13 protein-coding genes are annotated in these 17,825 nt (G+C 70.8%); 9 read left to right on the top strand and 4 right to left on the bottom strand.

The genetic code is table 11. The features are described 5' to 3' along the window. Positions 1 to 3,796 (bottom strand): type VII secretion protein EccCa (gene eccCa / locus ACOV8S_RS12745; protein ID WP_448317944.1); only part of this gene is annotated, 3,796 nt, incomplete at its 3' end. 323 nt (positions 3,797 to 4,119) lie between these two features. Here eccCa and eccD point away from each other — a divergent pair. Next, the gene (eccD, locus tag ACOV8S_RS12740; RefSeq protein ID WP_448317943.1) at positions 4,120 to 5,622 is read left to right on the top strand and encodes a type VII secretion integral membrane protein EccD; all 1,503 of its coding nucleotides are present in this window, start codon (positions 4,120 to 4,122) and stop codon (positions 5,620 to 5,622) included. A 139-nt stretch (positions 5,623 to 5,761) separates the two neighbouring features. Here the strand turns inward: eccD and ACOV8S_RS12735 are convergent, their stop codons facing one another. Next, positions 5,762 to 6,037, bottom strand: a complete 276-nt coding sequence (locus tag ACOV8S_RS12735; protein WP_448317942.1) for a DUF397 domain-containing protein — start codon at positions 6,035 to 6,037, stop codon at positions 5,762 to 5,764. A 282-nt stretch (positions 6,038 to 6,319) separates the two neighbouring features. Between ACOV8S_RS12735 and rpsO the strand changes: the two genes are divergently transcribed. The 5 genes from rpsO (at position 6,320) to ACOV8S_RS12710 (ending at position 11,868) form a co-directional block, all read left to right on the top strand. Continuing rightward, positions 6,320 to 6,610 carry a 30S ribosomal protein S15 gene (gene rpsO, locus ACOV8S_RS12730; RefSeq protein WP_108954112.1) on the top strand — a complete coding sequence of 97 codons (291 nt, stop codon included), beginning with the start codon at positions 6,320 to 6,322 and terminating at the stop codon, positions 6,608 to 6,610. 376 nt (positions 6,611 to 6,986) lie between these two features. Beyond that, positions 6,987 to 9,206 carry a polyribonucleotide nucleotidyltransferase gene (locus ACOV8S_RS12725; RefSeq protein ID WP_448317941.1) on the top strand — a complete coding sequence of 740 codons (2,220 nt, stop codon included), beginning with the start codon at positions 6,987 to 6,989 and terminating at the stop codon, positions 9,204 to 9,206. Then, entirely contained in the window at positions 9,203 to 10,582 is a 1,380-nt protein-coding gene (locus ACOV8S_RS12720; RefSeq protein ID WP_448317940.1) for a M16 family metallopeptidase, read from the top strand. Before ACOV8S_RS12725 ends, ACOV8S_RS12720 begins: the two co-directional genes overlap by 4 nt. Positions 10,583 to 10,650: 68 nt before the next feature. Next, the gene (dapB, locus tag ACOV8S_RS12715) at positions 10,651 to 11,403 is read left to right on the top strand and encodes a 4-hydroxy-tetrahydrodipicolinate reductase (RefSeq protein WP_448317939.1); all 753 of its coding nucleotides are present in this window, start codon (positions 10,651 to 10,653) and stop codon (positions 11,401 to 11,403) included. Positions 11,404 to 11,406: 3 nt separating this feature from the next. After that, positions 11,407 to 11,868, top strand: coding sequence for a hypothetical protein (locus ACOV8S_RS12710; protein WP_351117270.1), 462 nt, complete (start codon positions 11,407 to 11,409; stop codon positions 11,866 to 11,868). Between the two features lie 70 nt (positions 11,869 to 11,938). Here ACOV8S_RS12710 and ACOV8S_RS12705 read toward each other — a convergent pair whose 3' ends face one another. Next, positions 11,939 to 12,517, bottom strand: a complete 579-nt coding sequence (locus ACOV8S_RS12705) for a hypothetical protein (RefSeq protein ID WP_448317938.1) — start codon at positions 12,515 to 12,517, stop codon at positions 11,939 to 11,941. 91 nt (positions 12,518 to 12,608) lie between these two features. On the opposite strand from ACOV8S_RS12705, the gene ACOV8S_RS12700 reads away from it, so the two are divergent. Continuing rightward, positions 12,609 to 13,571, top strand: coding sequence for an HNH endonuclease (locus tag ACOV8S_RS12700; RefSeq protein WP_448317937.1), 963 nt, complete (start codon positions 12,609 to 12,611; stop codon positions 13,569 to 13,571). On the opposite strand, the gene thyX is transcribed toward ACOV8S_RS12700, so the two are convergent. Further along, a complete protein-coding gene (gene thyX / locus ACOV8S_RS12695; RefSeq protein WP_382560823.1) occupies positions 13,523 to 14,317 on the bottom strand; it encodes an FAD-dependent thymidylate synthase in 795 nt (264 codons plus the stop codon). The genes ACOV8S_RS12700 and thyX overlap by 49 nt on opposite strands. A 253-nt stretch (positions 14,318 to 14,570) precedes the next feature. On the opposite strand from thyX, the gene dapA reads away from it, so the two are divergent. Both dapA and ACOV8S_RS12685 read left to right on the top strand, forming a co-directional pair. Beyond that, on the top strand, positions 14,571 to 15,470 hold the full coding sequence (gene dapA / locus ACOV8S_RS12690) for a 4-hydroxy-tetrahydrodipicolinate synthase (RefSeq protein WP_448317936.1): 900 nt from the start codon (positions 14,571 to 14,573) through the stop codon (positions 15,468 to 15,470). Between the two features lie 128 nt (positions 15,471 to 15,598). Then, positions 15,599 to 17,284, top strand: a complete 1,686-nt coding sequence (locus tag ACOV8S_RS12685) for a ribonuclease J (protein WP_382560817.1) — start codon at positions 15,599 to 15,601, stop codon at positions 17,282 to 17,284. Positions 17,285 to 17,825: the final 541 nt, after the last annotated feature.

Raw genomic sequence — 17,825 nt, 5'->3', positions numbered from 1 at the left:
GGATGAACGCCTCGTAGCCCGCCCGCCCGGCGCCCGCGGTGGAGCGGGCGATGATGAACCGCACGCCCACGTCACGCGCGAACGGCAGGTGCTCGGTCAGCCCGGCCAGCGGGTTGCCCTGCGAGGTCGACACCAGGTCGTAGTCGTCGACGACCACGAACACGTTCGGCCCGCTCCACCAGCTGCGGTCCCGCAGCTGCTGCGCGGTGACGTCGGCGGTGGGCGAACGGCGCCGCATCAGGTCGGCCAGCGCCGCCATGTGGTGGTCCATCGTGTTGGACATCGGGATGTACTCGGCCAGGTGCGAGTCCGGCGTCACGTCCAGCAGCGAACGCCGGTTGTCGACCACGAACAGCTTGCACGCGTCACCCGGGTACCGCTGCGTGAGCTGCTTGATCAGCAGCCGCAGCAGGTTCGACTTGCCGGACTCGCTCTCCCCGAAGACCAGGAAGAACGGGTCCTGGTCGAAGTCGAGGAACACCGGCTCCAGCGTGTTCTCGTCCAGCCCGAACGCCACGCCCCGCTCCGGGAAGCGGTCGCCGGCCGGCAGCTCCGCCAGCGGCAGCTGCCGCGGCAGCAGCCGCACCTTGGGCGCCCCCGGCGCCGTCCAGTGCCGGGTCACCTCGGAGGCCAGTGCCGCCGTGGCGTCCGCCAGGTCCGAGTCCGAGGTCAGACCGTCGATGCGCGGCACCGCCGCCATGAAGTGCAGCTTCTGCGGCGACTGACCGCGGCCCGGGACGCCCGACGGCACGTTCGCCGCCACCTTGCGGTCGAACTCCGAGTCCATCGGGTCGCCGAGCCGCAGCTCGAGCCGGTTCATCAGCTGGTCCTTGAGGTTCGAGCGGACCTCCATCGACCGCGAGGCGGTGAGCACCAGGTGGACGCCGTAGCCCAGACCGCGCGCCGCGATCTCCAGCACGATCGGCTCCAGCGCCTCGTACTCGCCCTTGAAGTTGCCCCAGCCGTCGATCAGCAGGAAGACGTCGCCCCACGGCTGGTCCGTCACCGAGATCGTGCCGCGCGCCCGCCGCGAGCGGAACTCCGCGATCGACGGGATGCCCGCCGCCCGGAAGTACTCCTCACGCCGGTTCAGCACGCCGTACACCTCGGCCACCGTGCGCCGCACCCGCTCCGGGTCCAGCCGGGAGGCCACGCCGCCCACATGGGGCAGCCCCTCGATCGACACCATGCCGCCGCCGCCGAAGTCCAGCCCGTAGAACTGCACCTCCTGCGGGGTGTGGGTCAGCGCGAACGACGACACCAGTGCGCGCAGCAGCGTCGACTTGCCGGACTGCGGACCGCCCAGGATCTGCATGTGACCGGCCGCGCCCGAGAAGTCCACCCACAGCGGATCACGCCGCTGCTCGTACGGCTTGTCGACGATGCCCACCGGCACCACCAGACGCCCCGCGCCCTCGTAACCGGGCTGGGTGAGGCCCCGGCCCTCCACGGCCGTCAGACCCGGCAGCAGACCGTCCAGCGACGGCGGACTGTCCAGCGGCGGCAGCCACACCTGGTGCGCCGCCGGCCCCTGCGCCTCCAGCCGCTTCACGATCACGTCCAGCACCGTGTCCGCCAGGGCGTCGTCCCCGCCCGCGCTCTCGGACTCGGTCCGCTGCCGCGGCACCTGCGCGTAGCGCACCGGCACCTCGGCCGCCGTGAACAGCACCGGCCGCCGGTCCACCGGAAGCGGCCCGCCGGCCAGCGCCGCCTGCTGCGCCCCCGAACGGTGGACGCCGGAGACGTAGGCCGCCTTGAACCGCACCATCTCGTCGGTGCCGAACTTCAGGAAGCCGGAACCCGGCACGTTCGGCAGCTCGTAGGCGTCCGGAACGCCCAGCGCCGCCCGCGACTCCGCCGCCGAGAACGTCCGCAGACCGATCCGGTACGACAGGTACGTCTCCAGACCGCGCAGCCGTCCCTCCTCCAGACGCTGCGAGGCCAGCAGCAGATGCACGCCGAGCGAGCGGCCGATACGGCCGATCTGCACGAACATCTCGATGAAGTCCGGCTTCGCGCTGAGCAGTTCGCTGAACTCGTCGATGACCAGCACCAGCGAGGGGATCGGCTGCAGCGGGGCGCCCGCCGCGCGGGCCTTCTCGTAGTCGTGGATGTTGGCGTAGTTGCCCGCGTCGCGCAGCATCTCCTGCCGGCGGTTGAGCTCACCGCGGATGGAGTCGCCCATCCGGTCCACCAGCGTCAGGTCGTCCGCCAGGTTGGTGATCACCGCGGCCACGTGCGGCATCCGCGCCATGCCGGCGAAGGTCGCACCGCCCTTGAAGTCGGCGAGCACGAAGTTCAGCGTCTCCGACGAGTGCGTGACCGCCAGCCCCAGCACCAGGGTGCGCAGCAGCTCCGACTTGCCGGAACCGGTCGCGCCCACGCACAGCCCGTGCGGGCCCATGCCCTCCTGCGCGGCCTCCTTCAGGTCCAGCATCACCGGACGGCCGTCCTCGCCGACGCCGATCGGCACCCGCAGCCGCTCCGCCAGGGCACGCGGCCGCCAGGTCCGCTTCGGGTCCACCGAGGCGGCGTCGCCCAGGTTCAGCAGGTCGGTGAACTCCAGGTTCGCCAGCAGCGGTTCGTCGTCATCACCGCCCGACGCCATCCGCAGCGGCGCCAGCTGCCGCGCCAGCGCCTCGGCCGACGCGTACGACATGGTGTCCGGCGTCCCCTCGTACACCGCGCCGTGCGCCGACTCCAGCCGCAGCGACGACGGGTGCACCGACATCGCCAGGTCGCCCGGGGCGCCCACCTGCTCGCCCGGCACCACCTCGATCAGCGTGACGCCCTGCAGACCCTCCGGGCTCGCCAGCACCGAGTCCTGCGGCAGCGACACCCCGTCCAGCACCAGCACCAGATGCGGCGTCTCCGGCAGCGGAGGAGCCGCCGGATGGAACCGGGGCCGGCCCGACAGGCTGCCCGACAGCATGTCCTCCAGCACGCGGGGATCCCCGGAGATCAGCCGACGCGAACCCGCGCCGTCCGGAGCGCCCGGAGCCTGGGCGTGCGGCAGCCACTTCGCCCACTCCCAGTGCTCCAGCGCGCCTCGGCCCGCGGCCACCGCCAGGACCATGTCCTCCGGGGAGTGCAGCGAGGCCAGCGCCCCCGTCATCGCCCGCACCAGGGCGCGAACCGACTCCTGCTCGCCGCTCACCGTCACCCGGTGGAACGCCCGCAGGGACACCGCCATCGGCAGGTCCTCCAGCGTCGAGTGCACCGCCACGAACCGCTGCATCGCGCCCGCGGTCAACGGCTCCAGCTGGTCCACCGGCCCGGTCTGCGGAGCGATCAGCGGCGACGCAAGCTGCTGCGGGCCCAGCCCGATCCGCACCTGCGCGAAGTCCTCGTCGCCCGGCCGTCGCTCCCACACCCGGCTGCCCTCGGCGACCAGCGCCCACAGCTGCTCGGGGGAGGGGTGCAGGTAGTACTGGGCGTCCCGCTGCGCGTTCGCGGTGTCCACCGCACGCTGCCGGGTCATCGTCAGATAGCCCAGGTAGTCACGCCGCAGGTCGGCCAGCTGACCCTGGTTGCCCCGCCGGAACCGCACCACCATCGCCACCGACATGGCGATCGTCGAGGCGATCATCACCATGCCCATGATCTTCATGAACGGCCGGTCGCTCATGAAGAAGAACACCACCGAGCCGCCCATGCCGAGCGTCGGCAGCAGCTGCATCAGCACACTCTCCTGATGCCCGCGCGGCAACTCCGGCGGTGGCTGCAGCACGATCTCTTCCGTGGGCACCTCGGACGGCAGCGCCCTCGGCGGACGCTTCACGACGATGTGGCTCACTGGTCACCAATCCCCTTGCCGGGCCCTGCCGTTGTCCAGGGCTCCCCGTGGTCCGGGTATGCGGGCCGCGGCGTGATCCTACTGAGTCCACGCAGCACCGGTGAGCGGTATGGTGCCGGATGTTCGCCCCGACCGGACGGCCAGGGCCGCAGGTTGGCGCGGACACACGTGAACGACACCGGACAACACGGACGTTCGGCCGCCGCGAGGACGCCCACACGCCCTCCGCCGTCACCGGACCGCCGCACCCGCCACACGAATCCGTCACGCGCACCCGCCACCGCAGACCACCACCGCACACCACCACCGAGGGGGAGCAGAAGGTGAGCACCACGGCCTCCGCGCCGGCCACCGGACAGGCCGGTCCCGGACCCGCGGGCCCGTCCGGAACGGGCGCCGGCTCCGGACTCGGCTTCTGCCGGGTCACCATCGTCGCGCCCGACAGCCGCATCGACGTGGCCCTGCCCGACGACATCCCGGTCGCCGACCTCTACCCGGAGATCCTCAGGCTCTCCCGGCAGAGCCCCGCCGAAGGGGCGCCCGTCGGCTACCACCTCGTCCGCCGCGACGGCACCGTCCTCGACAGCGCCCGCTCCTTCGCGGCCCAGCGCATACTCGACGGCGAGCTGCTCACCCTGCGGCCCTTCTCCGCCTCGCTGCCGCCCGCCGTCTTCGACGACGTCTCCGAGGCCGTCGCCTCCGCCGTCTCCCGCGACCACACCCTGTGGTCCGGCGACCTCACCCGCACCGGCGGCCTGGTCGCCGGGGCGGTGCTGCCCGCCCTGCTCGCCTTCGTCGCCTGGACCTCGCACCCCGGCCACGACATGCACGGCCTGCCGGGCATCCTCGCCGCCATCGCCGGCGTGGTCCTCGTCGTCCTGGCCTGCGTCCGCGCCCGCGTCTACGACGACCGCCGGGCCGCCCTCGCGCTCGGCCTCGGGGCGCTGCCCAACATGGGCGTCGCCGGCTCCGGCCTGCTGCCGCTGGCCGACGGCACCGGCATCGGCAAGCTCCAGGTCCTGCTCGCCTGCGCCGCCGTCCTGGTCGCCGCCGTGATCCTGACGCTCTGCTCACCGCGCGGAGACGGCCCCTTCGTGGCCTGCGTGGTCGCCTCCGCGATCGGCGTGGCCACCCTGTTCGCCGCCCTCGCGCTGCGCTGGAACGCCACCGAGACGGCCGCCCTGTGCGCCCCGCTCGCCGTCGGCGCCCTCGCCTTCCTGCCCGGCATGTCCCTGCGCTTCGCCCGCCTGCCCATCGGCTTCGACCCGCCGCAGACCGGCACCGCGAGCGCCTACGGCACGCTGGAGACCGAGCCGCAGGAACCGGTCGACCTGCACCGCATCGAGGAGCGCACCCGCCGCGGCCACGAACTGCTGGTCGGCCTCGTCGGAGGCTGCGCCCTGGTCGCCGTCGTCGCCTGCGCGGTGCTCGGCTTCTCCGACGGCCTGTGGGCGCGGCTCCTCGCGCTGGCCACCGGCATCGCGCTGATCATGCGGGCCACCCTGTTCCGCTACACCGCGCAGGTGGGCCCGCTGCTCGCGGCCGGCCTCGCCTCCCTGGTGCTGCTCGGCCTCGGGCTCGCGCTCAACCCGCCGGCCACCGCCGACCCGTCGGCCCTGGAACTGCGCACCCTGTGGCTGGTCGCCGCCGTCGCCGCCGCGACGGCGCTGATCACCGGCATCGGCCTGATCGCCCCGCGCGGCGGCCCGACCCCGTTCTGGGGGCGGTTCCTGGAGATCGCCGAGTCCTTCGTCCTGCTGACCCTGGTCCCGCTGGCCCTCGCGGTCTTCGGCGTCTACGAGGCCGCCCGGGCGATGACCGGCTGACCCTCACGCCCGGCGGAAGGCCGCCCGGCGCCACACGCCGAGGGCGGGTGCGGACCACCGCACCCGCCCTCGGCGTTCCGCCGCCCTACGCGCCGACCGGGCGCGCGCGGCGCGGCGTCCCGGCCGGCCGGCGTCCCGCTCAGCCCTCGGCGGCGGGCTCGAGGTCGAACTCCCCGTCCCGCGCGCCCAGCACGAAGGCCTGCCACTCCGCCTGCGTGTACCGCAGCACCGTCCCCGGGTCCAGCGACGACCGCATCGCCACCGCGCCGCCCGGCAGGTGGGCGATCTCCACCCGCTCCTCGTCCCGCTCCGTCCCGGGCGCGCTGCGCCACTCCACCCCGGAGATGTCCAGCGCGTACAACTCGTCCCGCTCCCGCTCCTTGCGGGCCTTCACGTCTTCCTTTGTCTCCGCCATGCGAAGCCCCTTCCGAACGGGCCCGAACCGGGCCGGGTCGATCCGCGACGTACCCTAGTGCGCGTCCAGGGGCCCCCGGCCGACTTGCGCGACCCGGGCCCGGGACCCCCCGTCCGGCCTGGTACTCTGGGCGACGGCCGTTTGTGTACGCGCCACCGGACCCGCCCGACGGCGGTCTGGAGGACGCGCCCAGCGGATCCCCGCCTCCCGAGTAACGGAAGCTCCCCCGAGACACAGACCGGGGGCACTCGGTGGCCATCAGGACATCACCAAGGAGTACGCGTGTCGCTCGACGCCGCTACGAAGAAGCAGATCATCACCGAGTTCGGCACCAAGGAAGGTGACACCGGCTCCCCCGAGGTCCAGGTCGCGCTCCTGACCCGCCGCATCTCCGACCTGACGGAGCACCTGAAGAGCCACAAGCACGACCACCACTCCCGTCGTGGTCTGCTCATCCTGGTCGGTCAGCGTCGCCGTCTGCTGCAGTACCTGGCCAAGAAGGACATCCAGCGCTTCCGTGCCCTGGTCGACCGCCTCGGCATCCGCCGTGGTGCGGCCGGCGGCGCCAAGTAAGACGCCGTGAGGGGAGCGGTTCCCGGGTAGGGGACCGCTCCCTTTGCCGTATGTACGGAAACGTGCGAGGTGTCACCCACACTTTGTAGTGTGGTAGCACAACGCATGACGCACGACACGCCATGATCACCGGTGAGCGCCGGACCCACACGGGGTACCACGTATCACTGGTCGCACGACCGGACCGCTCACGCGAGCGGTTCACCCGAACGAGGGGAAGCGCACCTCGCCGCCGCCGGTCCTCGGTAGTGGCCCCCGGGGAGACACACCCGGGAGCTTCGATCGAAGACCGGCCCGCAAGGCACGGCGCGCTTCTCCGCCGACGTCCCCCTGCCACACGGGCAGCCCGGGACGAAAGACGAGGAGAAGAACACTGGTGGAGAACGAGACCCACTACGCCGAGGCCGTCATCGACAACGGCGCCTTCGGCACCCGCACCATCCGCTTCGAGACGGGCCGCCTGGCCCGGCAGGCCGGCGGCTCCGCCGTGGCCTACCTGGACGACGACACCATGGTGATGTCGGCGACCACCGCCTCGAAGAACCCCAAGGACCAGCTCGACTTCTTCCCCCTGACGGTGGACGTCGAGGAGCGGATGTACGCCGCCGGCAAGATCCCCGGCTCGTTCTTCCGCCGCGAGGGCCGGCCCTCCGAGGACGCGATCCTCACCTGCCGCCTCATCGACCGCCCGCTGCGCCCGTCCTTCAAGAAGGGCCTGCGCAACGAGATCCAGGTCGTCGCCACCGTCATGGCGCTCAACCCCGACCACCTGTACGACGTCGTGGCGATCAACGCCGCGTCCGCGTCCACGCAGCTGGCCGGCCTGCCCTTCTCCGGCCCGATCGGCGGCGTCCGCGTCGCGCTGATCCGCGGCCAGTGGGTCGCGTTCCCGACGCACACCGAGCTCGAGGACGCCGTCTTCGACATGGTGGTCGCCGGCCGCGTCCTCGAGGACGGCGACGTCGCGATCATGATGGTCGAGGCCGAGGCCACCGAGAAGACCGTCAAGCTCGTCGAGGGCGGCGCCGAGGCCCCCACCGAGGAGATCGTCGCCTCCGGTCTGGATGCCGCGAAGCCCTTCATCAAGGTGCTCTGCAAGGCCCAGGCCGACCTCGCCGCCAAGGCCGCCAAGCCGACCGGCGAGTTCCCGATCTTCCTGGACTACCAGGACGACGTGTTCGCGGCCCTGTCCGCCGCCGTCCGCCCCGAGCTCTCGCAGGCGCTCACCATCGCCGGCAAGCAGGAGCGCGAGGGCGAGCTGGACCGCATCAAGGCGCTCGCCGCCGAGAAGCTCCTCCCGGAGTTCGAGGGCCGCGAGAAGGAGATCTCCGCCGCGTACCGCTCGCTCACCAAGCAGCTGGTCCGTGAGCGCGTGATCAAGGAGAAGAAGCGCATCGACGGCCGCGGTGTCACCGACATCCGCACCCTGGCCGCCGAGGTCGAGGCCATCCCGCGCGTGCACGGCTCCGCCCTGTTCGAGCGTGGCGAGACCCAGATCCTGGGCATCACCACCCTCAACATGCTCCGCATGGAGCAGCAGCTAGACACCCTCTCGCCGGTGACCCGCAAGCGCTACATGCACAACTACATCTTCCCGCCGTACTCCGTCGGCGAGACCGGCCGCGTCGGCGCCCCCAAGCGCCGCGAGATCGGCCACGGCGCCCTCGCCGAGCGCGCCATCGTCCCGGTCCTGCCGGCCCGCGAAGACTTCCCCTACGCGATCCGTCAGGTGTCCGAGGCCCTCGGCTCCAACGGCTCGACCTCCATGGGCTCCGTCTGCGCCTCCACCATGTCGCTGCTGAACGCCGGTGTGCCCCTCAAGGCCCCGGTCGCCGGCATCGCCATGGGCCTGATCTCCGAGGAGATCGGCGGCGAGACCCACTACGTCACCCTCACCGACATCCTCGGTGCGGAGGACGCCTTCGGCGACATGGACTTCAAGGTCGCCGGCACCAAGGAGTTCGTGACCGCTCTCCAGCTCGACACCAAGCTGGACGGCATCCCGGCCTCCGTCCTGGCCGCGGCCCTCAAGCAGGCCCGCGACGCGCGTCTCCACATCCTCGACGTGATGATGGAGGCCATCGACCGGCCCGACGAGATGTCCCCGAACGCCCCGCGGATCATCACCGTCAAGATCCCGGTGGACAAGATCGGTGAGGTCATCGGCCCCAAGGGCAAGATGATCAACCAGATCCAGGAGGACACCGGCGCCGAGATCACGATCGAGGACGACGGCACCATCTACATCGGCGCCTCCGACGGCCCGGCCGCCGAGGCCGCCCGCGCCACGATCAACGCCATCGCCAACCCGACGATGCCGGAGGTCGGCGAGCGCTACCTGGGCACGGTCGTCAAGACCACGACCTTCGGCGCGTTCGTCTCCCTGATGCCGGGCAAGGACGGTCTGCTGCACATCTCGCAGATCCGCAAGCTGGCCGGCGGCAAGCGCGTGGAGAACGTCGAGGACGTCCTCGGCGTGGGCCAGAAGGTCCAGGTCGAGATCGCCGAGATCGACTCCCGCGGCAAGCTCTCCCTGATCCCCGTGATCGAGGGCGAGGACTCCGAGCAGGCAGAGAAGGACGACAGCGAGAAGTGACCTCTCGTAGCTCCACGGCGACGGCCCGCACCGGTTCTCCGGTGCGGGCCGTCGCCCGTACCCAAACCCTGATCAAGGGCACTAACGGCAGCGGCACCGTCCGCCGCACCACCCTCCCCGGCGGCCTGCGCGTCGTCACCGAGACCCTCCCCTCGGTGCGCTCCGCCACCTTCGGCATCTGGGCCAACGTCGGCTCCCGCGACGAGACGCCCGCGCTGAACGGGGCCACCCACTACCTCGAGCACCTGCTCTTCAAGGGCACCTCCCGGCGCAGCGCCCTCGACATCTCCGCCGCGGTCGACGCGGTCGGCGGCGAGATGAACGCGTTCACCGCCAAGGAGTACACCTGCTACTACGCCCGCGTGCTGGACACCGACCTCCCGCTCGCGATCGACGTGGTCTGCGACATGCTCACCGGCTCCCTGATCCGCGAGGAGGACGTCGACGTCGAACGCGGCGCGATCCTCGAGGAGATCGCGATGACCGAGGACGACCCGGGCGACTGCGTGCACGACCTGTTCGCGCAGACCATGCTCGGCGACACCCCCCTCGGCCGCCCCGTCCTCGGCACGGTCGACACCGTCAACGCGCTCACCGCCGACCGCATACGGCGCTTCTACAAGAAGCACTACGACCCCACCCGCCTGGTGGTCGCCGCGGCCGGCAACGTCGACCACGCCAAGGTCGTCCGGCAGGTCCGCGCCGCCTTCGAGAAGGCCGGACTGCTCACCGACCACGAGGCCGTCCCGGTCGGCCCCCGCACCGGCAGCCGCACCCTGCGCGCGGCCGGCAAGGTCGACCTGATCGCCCGCAGGACCGAGCAGGCGCACGTCGTCCTCGGCATGCCCGGCATCGCCCGCACCGACGACCGCCGCTGGACCCTGGCCGTCCTCAACACCGCCCTCGGCGGCGGCATGTCCTCCCGCCTCTTCCAGGAGGTCCGGGAGAAGCGCGGCCTGGCCTACAGCGTGTACTCGTACACCTCGAGCTTCGCCGACTGCGGCCTGTTCGGCGTCTACGCCGGCTGCCGGCCCAGCCAGGTGCCCGACGTGCTGAAGATCTGCCGCGACGAACTCGACAGGGCGGCCGCCGAAGGCCTCCCCGACGACGAGATCGCCCGCGCCGTCGGCCAGCTCAAGGGCTCCACCGTCCTCGGCCTCGAGGACACCGGCGCGCTGATGAACCGCATCGGCAAGAGCGAGCTCTGCTGGGGCGACCAGATGTCCGTCGACGACGTCCTCGCGAGCATCGACGCCGTCACGCCCGATGATGTCCGTGAGGTCGCCCGGGACATCCTGGGGCGCCGTCCCTCCCTCTCGGTCATCGGCCCCCTCAAGGACAAGCAGGCCTCCCGGCTGCACGAGGCCGTGTCCTGAGCCGATGGGACGGCCGTGTCCTGAGCCGACCGGACCCCGCGGGGCCCGCGAAAGGAAGCTGGAGCAACATGAGCAAGCTGCGTGTGGCGGTACTCGGCGCCAAGGGGCGCATCGGCTCCGCGGCCGTCAAGGCGGTCGAGGAAGCCGAGGACATGGAGCTGGTGGCCGCCCTCGGCCGCCACGACAGCCTGGACGTCCTGACCTCCTCCGGAACCCAGGTGGCCGTCGAGCTGACCACCCCCGACTCCGTGATGACCAACCTCGAGTACTGCGTCGGCAACGGCATCCACGCCGTCGTCGGCACCACCGGCTGGAGTGACGAGCGCCTGGCCGCGCTCGACGGCTGGCTGAAGGCGTCCCCCTCGACGGGCGTCCTGATCGCGCCGAACTTCTCCATCGGCGCCGTCCTCACCATGAGGTTCGCCCAACTCGCCGCCCCGTACTTCGAATCCGTCGAGGTCGTCGAGCTGCACCACCCCGACAAGGTGGACGCGCCCAGCGGAACCGCCCGGCGCACCGCGCAGCTGATCGCCGAAGCCCGCCGCGCGGCCGGCAGCACCCCGATGCCCGACGCCACCACCACGGCGCTGGACGGTGCCCGCGGCGCCGACGTCGACGGCGTCCCGGTGCACGCCGTCCGGCTGCGCGGCCTCCTGGCCCACCAGGAGGTGCTGCTCGGCGGCGAGGGCGAGACCCTCACCGTCCGCCACGACTCCCTGCACCACAGCAGCTTCATGCCCGGCGTCCTGCTCGGCGTGCGCCGCGTGGTGGACACCCCGGGCCTGACCCTCGGGCTCGAGCACTTCCTGGACCTGGGCTGACACATGCGCGCGAAGATCACCTACGCCGTCACGGCACTGGCCCTGATCGCCTACTTCGTCCTGGCCGGCAGCCGCGGCGTCATGCTCGTCCAGGTCGGCACCCCGCTCACCGTCACCCTGGGCTGCGCCGTACTGGTGCTGCCCGCCGTCGGCCTGTGGTTCCTGTGGGCGAACACCCGGTTCGCCCAGCGGGCCGGCGCCCTCGCCGCCGAACTCGAGGCCGAGGGCGGCCTCCCGGTCGACGACCTGGAGCGCACCCCCAGCGGCCGCATCGACCGCGACTCCGCGGACGCCGTCTTCGCCCGCCGCAAGGCAGAGACGGAAGCCGCCCCGGAGGACTGGCGCTCCTGGTTCCGCCTCGCGGTCGCCTACCACGACGCCCGCGACACCACCCGCGCCCGCAAGGCCATGCAGCGCGCCATCCAGCTCCACGACGGCCGGCCCACCGCCGGCACCCGCGGCTGACGGCCGCCGCCGGCCCGGCACACGACGACGGCCCCGCCGCCCATCGGGCGACGGGGCCGTTGCGGTGTCCTCAGCGGCCCGGAACCGTCCGGTACTCGTCCGCCCACGCCTCGACGGTGTCCGCCGCGCGGTCGAAGACCTCGGGCTGTCCCAGGAAGTCCGCGCCGTGCGTGCTCAGCAGCACCACCCGGCCGTCAGCGGCAGCGTCACCGCGCCCGCCACGGGCCTCCAGGACGAGTCCCTGGCCCTGGACCGTCCTCGGCAGCCCCATCCACCGCACAGGCTGCTGGACGACCCGCAGCGCCCCCGCACGGGCCCACGGAGTGGTGCGGGTGGCGAAGAACGCCACGTGCCGCAGCCCCGCCGAGCTCACCCAGACGCCGGTCCGCAGCCCGCGCAGCGCGCCGGCGATCATCAGCACCGCCAGCCCGAACCACACCCAGGCCGTCGTCACGGAGGTCGTCGCGGCGATGATCACCGCCGCCACCAGCACGAACGAGGCGAGCAGCAGCACCAGCGCGGCCAGCCCGACCCGGTACGGCCCCGGCCGGTAGGGCCGCCGCCACCGCTGCCGGTCGTGGAACGGGAGGACGACGTCGTCGGCCTGCTCGTCGAACGCGCGGTCGGCCGTCAGAAAGGGCAGGGGCACGGCGGGTCCTCACTCGATCGGCTTGTCTCATCCGCGCATCTGGGCGGTAGGCGCTGAGATTATCGATTGCCTGAGGCCAGGACCACCTCAGGTGTGCCGAACCGGCCTCATCGATGCCTCCGTCGCCGTTAGTGTTTCAGAAGTGACACAGCGTCAGACGTCCACGCATGCTCGATGCGTCAGCGGGGACACAGAGATCACCACCGAGAGCGTTGCCGTGAAGAGCGGCCGCACCGTCCGGCGCACCTGCATCGCCGACCTGTACGAACGCTGGCACATCGGCTTCACCGATTCGATGGGCAGGGTCAGGCGTCTGCGGTCGGTCCGCGCTCAACACGCCCGTGTCCTGAACGAGGAAACGCTGCTCTTCGAACGCGCTCCCATCGTGGATGTGCTGCGAGGTGACGTCCAGAACGTGCTGACCTTCCGCGCGGAGACCGGGCAGAAGCTCAGCTGCACCGCGGACCACGCCCTCTTCACCAACCAGGGATGGGTGAAGGCCTCCGATCTCGGTTCCGGTCACCTCCTGGTCGTGACGGGAAAGCGCAGTGCGTATGCCGGCCGTCAAATTTCTCCCGCGCTCCGGGCGGGCATCGGAGTGTGGACCTCGATGCAGCGTTCCACGGCGATCAAGCCGATCGACGCCTGTTACCTCTGCGGAACCGCCCGTCCCAGGGCCGAGCTGGTGCTTGACCACGTGGTGCCCGTGGCAGCGGACCTGCTCAAGGCGCTCGACGTCCGCAACCTTCGACCGGCCTGCGAACCGTGCCACCGCGCCAAGACGGACGCCGAGCAGCACCTGGCACGTCGCAATGTGACCGCCGGCGCGAAATTCGTGCAGTACGAACGCGTCGAGGAACCCCGCGAGACCCAGACCTACGACCTGGTGGTGGCCGGCCCCTGGCACAACTACCTCGCCAACGGCGTCGTGGTGCACAACAGCGCGAAGGGCCGGTCTCCCCGCCGAAACGGGGAGACCGGCCCTTCCCGGTCGTCGGCGTCGGGTCAGACCTTGCGCCACCCGGGGATCCAGGCCCCGTCCTCGACAACGTAGTCACCGAACAGCGAGGGAGCCTCCTGCACCATCAGCCTGCCGACCTTGTCGAACAACAGACGGATCTCCTCCTCCGCGCCGGGAGCCGTCCGGTTCTCGATGACATGCCGCAGCGTGCGGACGTTCGCCGTCCAGACGAGCCCTGTCCCCAGTCCCTCCGGTGCGAACCGGCGCATGAACGAGGTCTTTGCCTTCTTCTCCGAGAACGGCACGCCTTCCTCGTCGAGACCGAAGTGACCCGCCATCCAGTGCTGGAACTCCTCGATCTTCTCCAGCAGCTCGGTGGCCCGGGACATCAGCTCCTCGTCCTTCTGGGCCCAATCGGGGAACCAGAACGGCAGGTCGTCCAGGCGGACGAAGCGCAGCGACTCCTGTGACACGGCGACGCCGGCACGGTGGCGTACCAGTTCGTGCGTGGCCACCCGGCTGACGTTGTGGAGCACGAAGCTGAAGTTGACATGCTCAAGGACCGAGCCATGCGCGCTGGCCAGAATGTTCTTGAGGTACTTGTCCTGGTCGGCACGGATGCGGGTGACGTTCGGGTTCAGACCCGGCTCCCACGAGCGGTAGCAGATCCGTCCGGCGAACTCCGCCAGATTCTGGGCGTCGTCCAGGTCGCCCCGGTCGACGCGCTCCAGCCAGCTCTCGCCACCCACATCGCTCAGGTAGGCCGCCACCTCGTCGTAGTCGAGGTCCGGACGCGAGATGAGGTGGACCTGGGGTTCGACCGTGTGCAATCTGATCACTCCAGTTGGTTCAGGGAGGACAATTCTCCCACGCGCCGTCCTGGGCTCCTCGCCCGCCCGGGTAGCGCGACCGGGCGGTGCGCGCCGCCGCGCCCGGCGTCCGAATTGCCGGATATCTGAGAGTTATCTAGCCTGACGATACGGACCCGGCACTGCTTGAACCCCCGAGCAGGCAGTGCCGGGATCCCGTTCGTCCGCAATGTCCGGCCCCCGACGGCGCACCAGGCCCGGTGCAGCGAGTAGCGTGTTAGCCATGGCACCGACCTCCACTCCGCAGACCCCCTTCGGGAGGGTCCTTACCGCCATGGTGACTCCGTTCACGGCGGACGGCGCGCTCGACCTCGACGGCGCCCAGCGGCTTGCCACCCATCTCGTGGACGCCGGCAACGACGGTCTCATCATCAACGGCACCACCGGTGAGTCGCCCACCACCAGCAACGCGGAGAAAGCGGCCCTCCTGCGGGCCGTCCTGGAGGCGGTCGGCGACCGTGCCCACGTCGTGGCCGGTGTCGGCACCAACGACACCCGCCACAGCATCGAGCTGGCCCGCGCGGCCGAGGAGCTCGGCGCGCACGGCCTGCTCACCGTGACCCCGTACTACAACAAGCCTCCGCAGGAAGGCCTGTACCAGAACTTCACGGCGATCGCCGACTCCACCGGCCTGCCGGTGATGCTCTACGACATCCCGGGCCGCAGCGGCGTCCCGATCGCCACGGAGACGCTGGTCCGCCTCGCGGAGCACCCGCGCATCGTCGCCAACAAGGACGCCAAGGGCGACCTGGGCGCCGCGAGCTGGGCGCTCTCCCGCTCCGGACTGGCCTGGTACTCCGGCGACGACATCCTGAACCTGCCGCTGCTGTCGATCGGCGCGGTCGGCTTCGTCTCGGTCGTCGGCCACCTGGTCGCCCCGGACCTGCGCGCCATGCTCGAAGCGCACCTCGGCGGTGACGTGCACAAGGCCGCCGAGATCCACCACAAGCTGCTCCCCGTGATCCGGGGCGTCTTCCGCACCCAGGGCGCGATGACCACCAAGGCCGCCCTGGCCCTGCAGGGACTGCCCGCCGGCCCGCTGCGCGCCCCGCTCGTGGAGCTGAGCCCCGAAGAGCTCGACCAGCTCAAGATCGACCTCGCCGAGGGCGGGGTACAGCTCTGAGTACCGGACTTCACAACTGAATACGCAGGGCGATCGCGCCTGCACCTTCACACGACAACTGCTTACGCACGAACGTCACGCGCGCCACGTGCCTCCGGGCACGTGGCGTACGTGGTGAGGAGAGTCTTTTGAGCCATCCGCACCCTGAACTCGGCCCGCCGCCCAAGCTTCCCAAGGGCGGACTGCGGGTCACCCCGCTCGGCGGTCTCGGCGAGATCGGTCGCAACATGACCGTCTTCGAGTTCGACGGCCGCCTGCTGATCGTCGACTGCGGCGTGCTGTTCCCCGAGGAGGAACAGCCCGGCATCGACCTGATCCTGCCGGACTTCTCGTCCATCCGGGACCGCCTGAACGACATCGAGGCCATCGTCCTCACCCACGGGCACGAGGACCACATCGGCGCGGTGCCCTACCTGCTGCGCGAGCGGCCGGACATCCCGCTGGTCGGTTCCAAGCTGACCCTCGCGCTGATCGAGGCCAAGCTCCAGGAGCACCGGATCCGTCCGTACTCCCTGGAGGTCTCGGAGGGCAACCGGGAACGCCTCGGCCCCTTCGACTGCGAGTTCGTCGCGGTCAACCACTCCATCCCGGACGCCCTCGCGGTGGCCATCCGCACCCCCGCGGGCATGGTCGTCCACACCGGCGACTTCAAGATGGACCAGCTCCCGCTGGACGGCCGCCTCACCGACCTGCACGCCTTCGCGCGGCTGAGCGAGGAGGGCATCGACCTCCTGCTCAGCGACTCGACGAACGCCGAGGTCCCCGGCTTCGTGCCGCCGGAGCGCGACATCTCCAACGTGCTGCGGTCGGTCTTCGCCGGTGCCCGCAAGCGCGTGATCGTGGCGAGCTTCGCCAGCCACATCCACCGTGTCCAGCAGATCCTCGACGCCGCCCACGAGTACGGCCGCAGAGTCGCCTTCGTCGGCCGCTCGATGGTCCGCAACATGGGCATCGCCCGGGACCTCGGCTACCTGCGGGTGCCGCCGGGCCTCGTCGTCGACGTCAAGACGCTGGACGACCTGCCGGACCACGAGGTGGTCCTGGTCTGCACGGGTTCGCAGGGCGAGCCGATGGCCGCGCTGTCCCGCATGGCCAACCGGGACCACCAGATCCGCATCGTCCCGGGCGACACGGTGATCCTGGCCTCGTCGCTCATCCCGGGCAACGAGAACTCGGTCTACCGGGTGATCAACGGCCTGACCCGCTGGGGCGCCAACGTCGTCCACAAGGGCAACGCCAAGGTCCACGTCTCGGGCCACGCCTCGGCCGGCGAGCTGCTGTACTTCTACAACATCTGCCGCCCGCGGAACCTGATGCCGGTGCACGGCGAGTGGCGCCACCTGCGGGCCAACGCCGAGCTCGGGGCCCTGACCGGCGTCCCGCACGACCGCATCGTGATCGCCGAGGACGGAGTGGTCGTCGACCTGGTCGACGGCAAGGCCAGGATCACCGGCAAGGTGCAGGCCGGCTACGTCTACGTCGACGGTCTGTCCGTCGGCGGGGTGGGCGAGCCCGCGCTCAAGGACCGCAAGATCCTCGGTGACGAGGGCATCATCTCGGTCTTCGTGGTGGTGGACTCTTCCACCGGCAAGATCAGCGCGGGCCCGCACATCCAGGCCCGCGGCTCCGGCATCGAGGACAAGGCCTTCGGCGACGTCCTGCCCAAGCTGGTCGAGGTGCTCGAGCGCCAGGCCCAGGAGGGCGTGGTCGAGCCGCACCAGATGCAGCAGCTCATCCGCCGGACCCTGGGCAAGTGGGTGTCCGACACCTACCGCCGCCGGCCGATGATCCTGCCGGTCGTGGTCGACGTCTGAGCCCTGGTCAGCGCGTGATCCACGCGTGAACCAGGAGGGGAGCGCCTCGATTTGCACATGGGCGCTCCCCTCCAGTACGTTTACGGCTCCCGCCCAGGGGGGCACCCGCAACGCTTACGGCGTCCGGGGGTGCCTGACCCGGAGGGCGGGAAAACCGGCTCAGAACTTCTGATAAAGTCGGAACCGCCGGAAAGGGAAAACGCCGAAAGGCGAAGGACCTGGAAAGCACCGAGGAAATCGGAACGGAAACGGTCTGATAGAGTCGGAAACGAAGGAAGCGCCCGGAGGAAAGCCCGAGAGGGTCAGTACAAAGGAAGCGTACGCACCTTGAGAACTCAACAGCGTGCCAAAAGTCAACGCCAGATATGTTGATACCCCGTCCAGCCGGTTCCGGTTGGTCGAGGTTCCTTTGAAAAAACACAGCGAGGACGCTGTGAACCGTCGAGCTTATTCCGCTCGCGGTTCCGCTCATCGTGGTGTCACCCGATTACGGGTAAACATTCACGGAGAGTTTGATCCTGGCTCAGGACGAACGCTGGCG

Source organism: Streptomyces sp. CO7, assembly GCF_053474865.1.
This window is presented reverse-complemented; position numbering and strand designations above follow the sequence as displayed.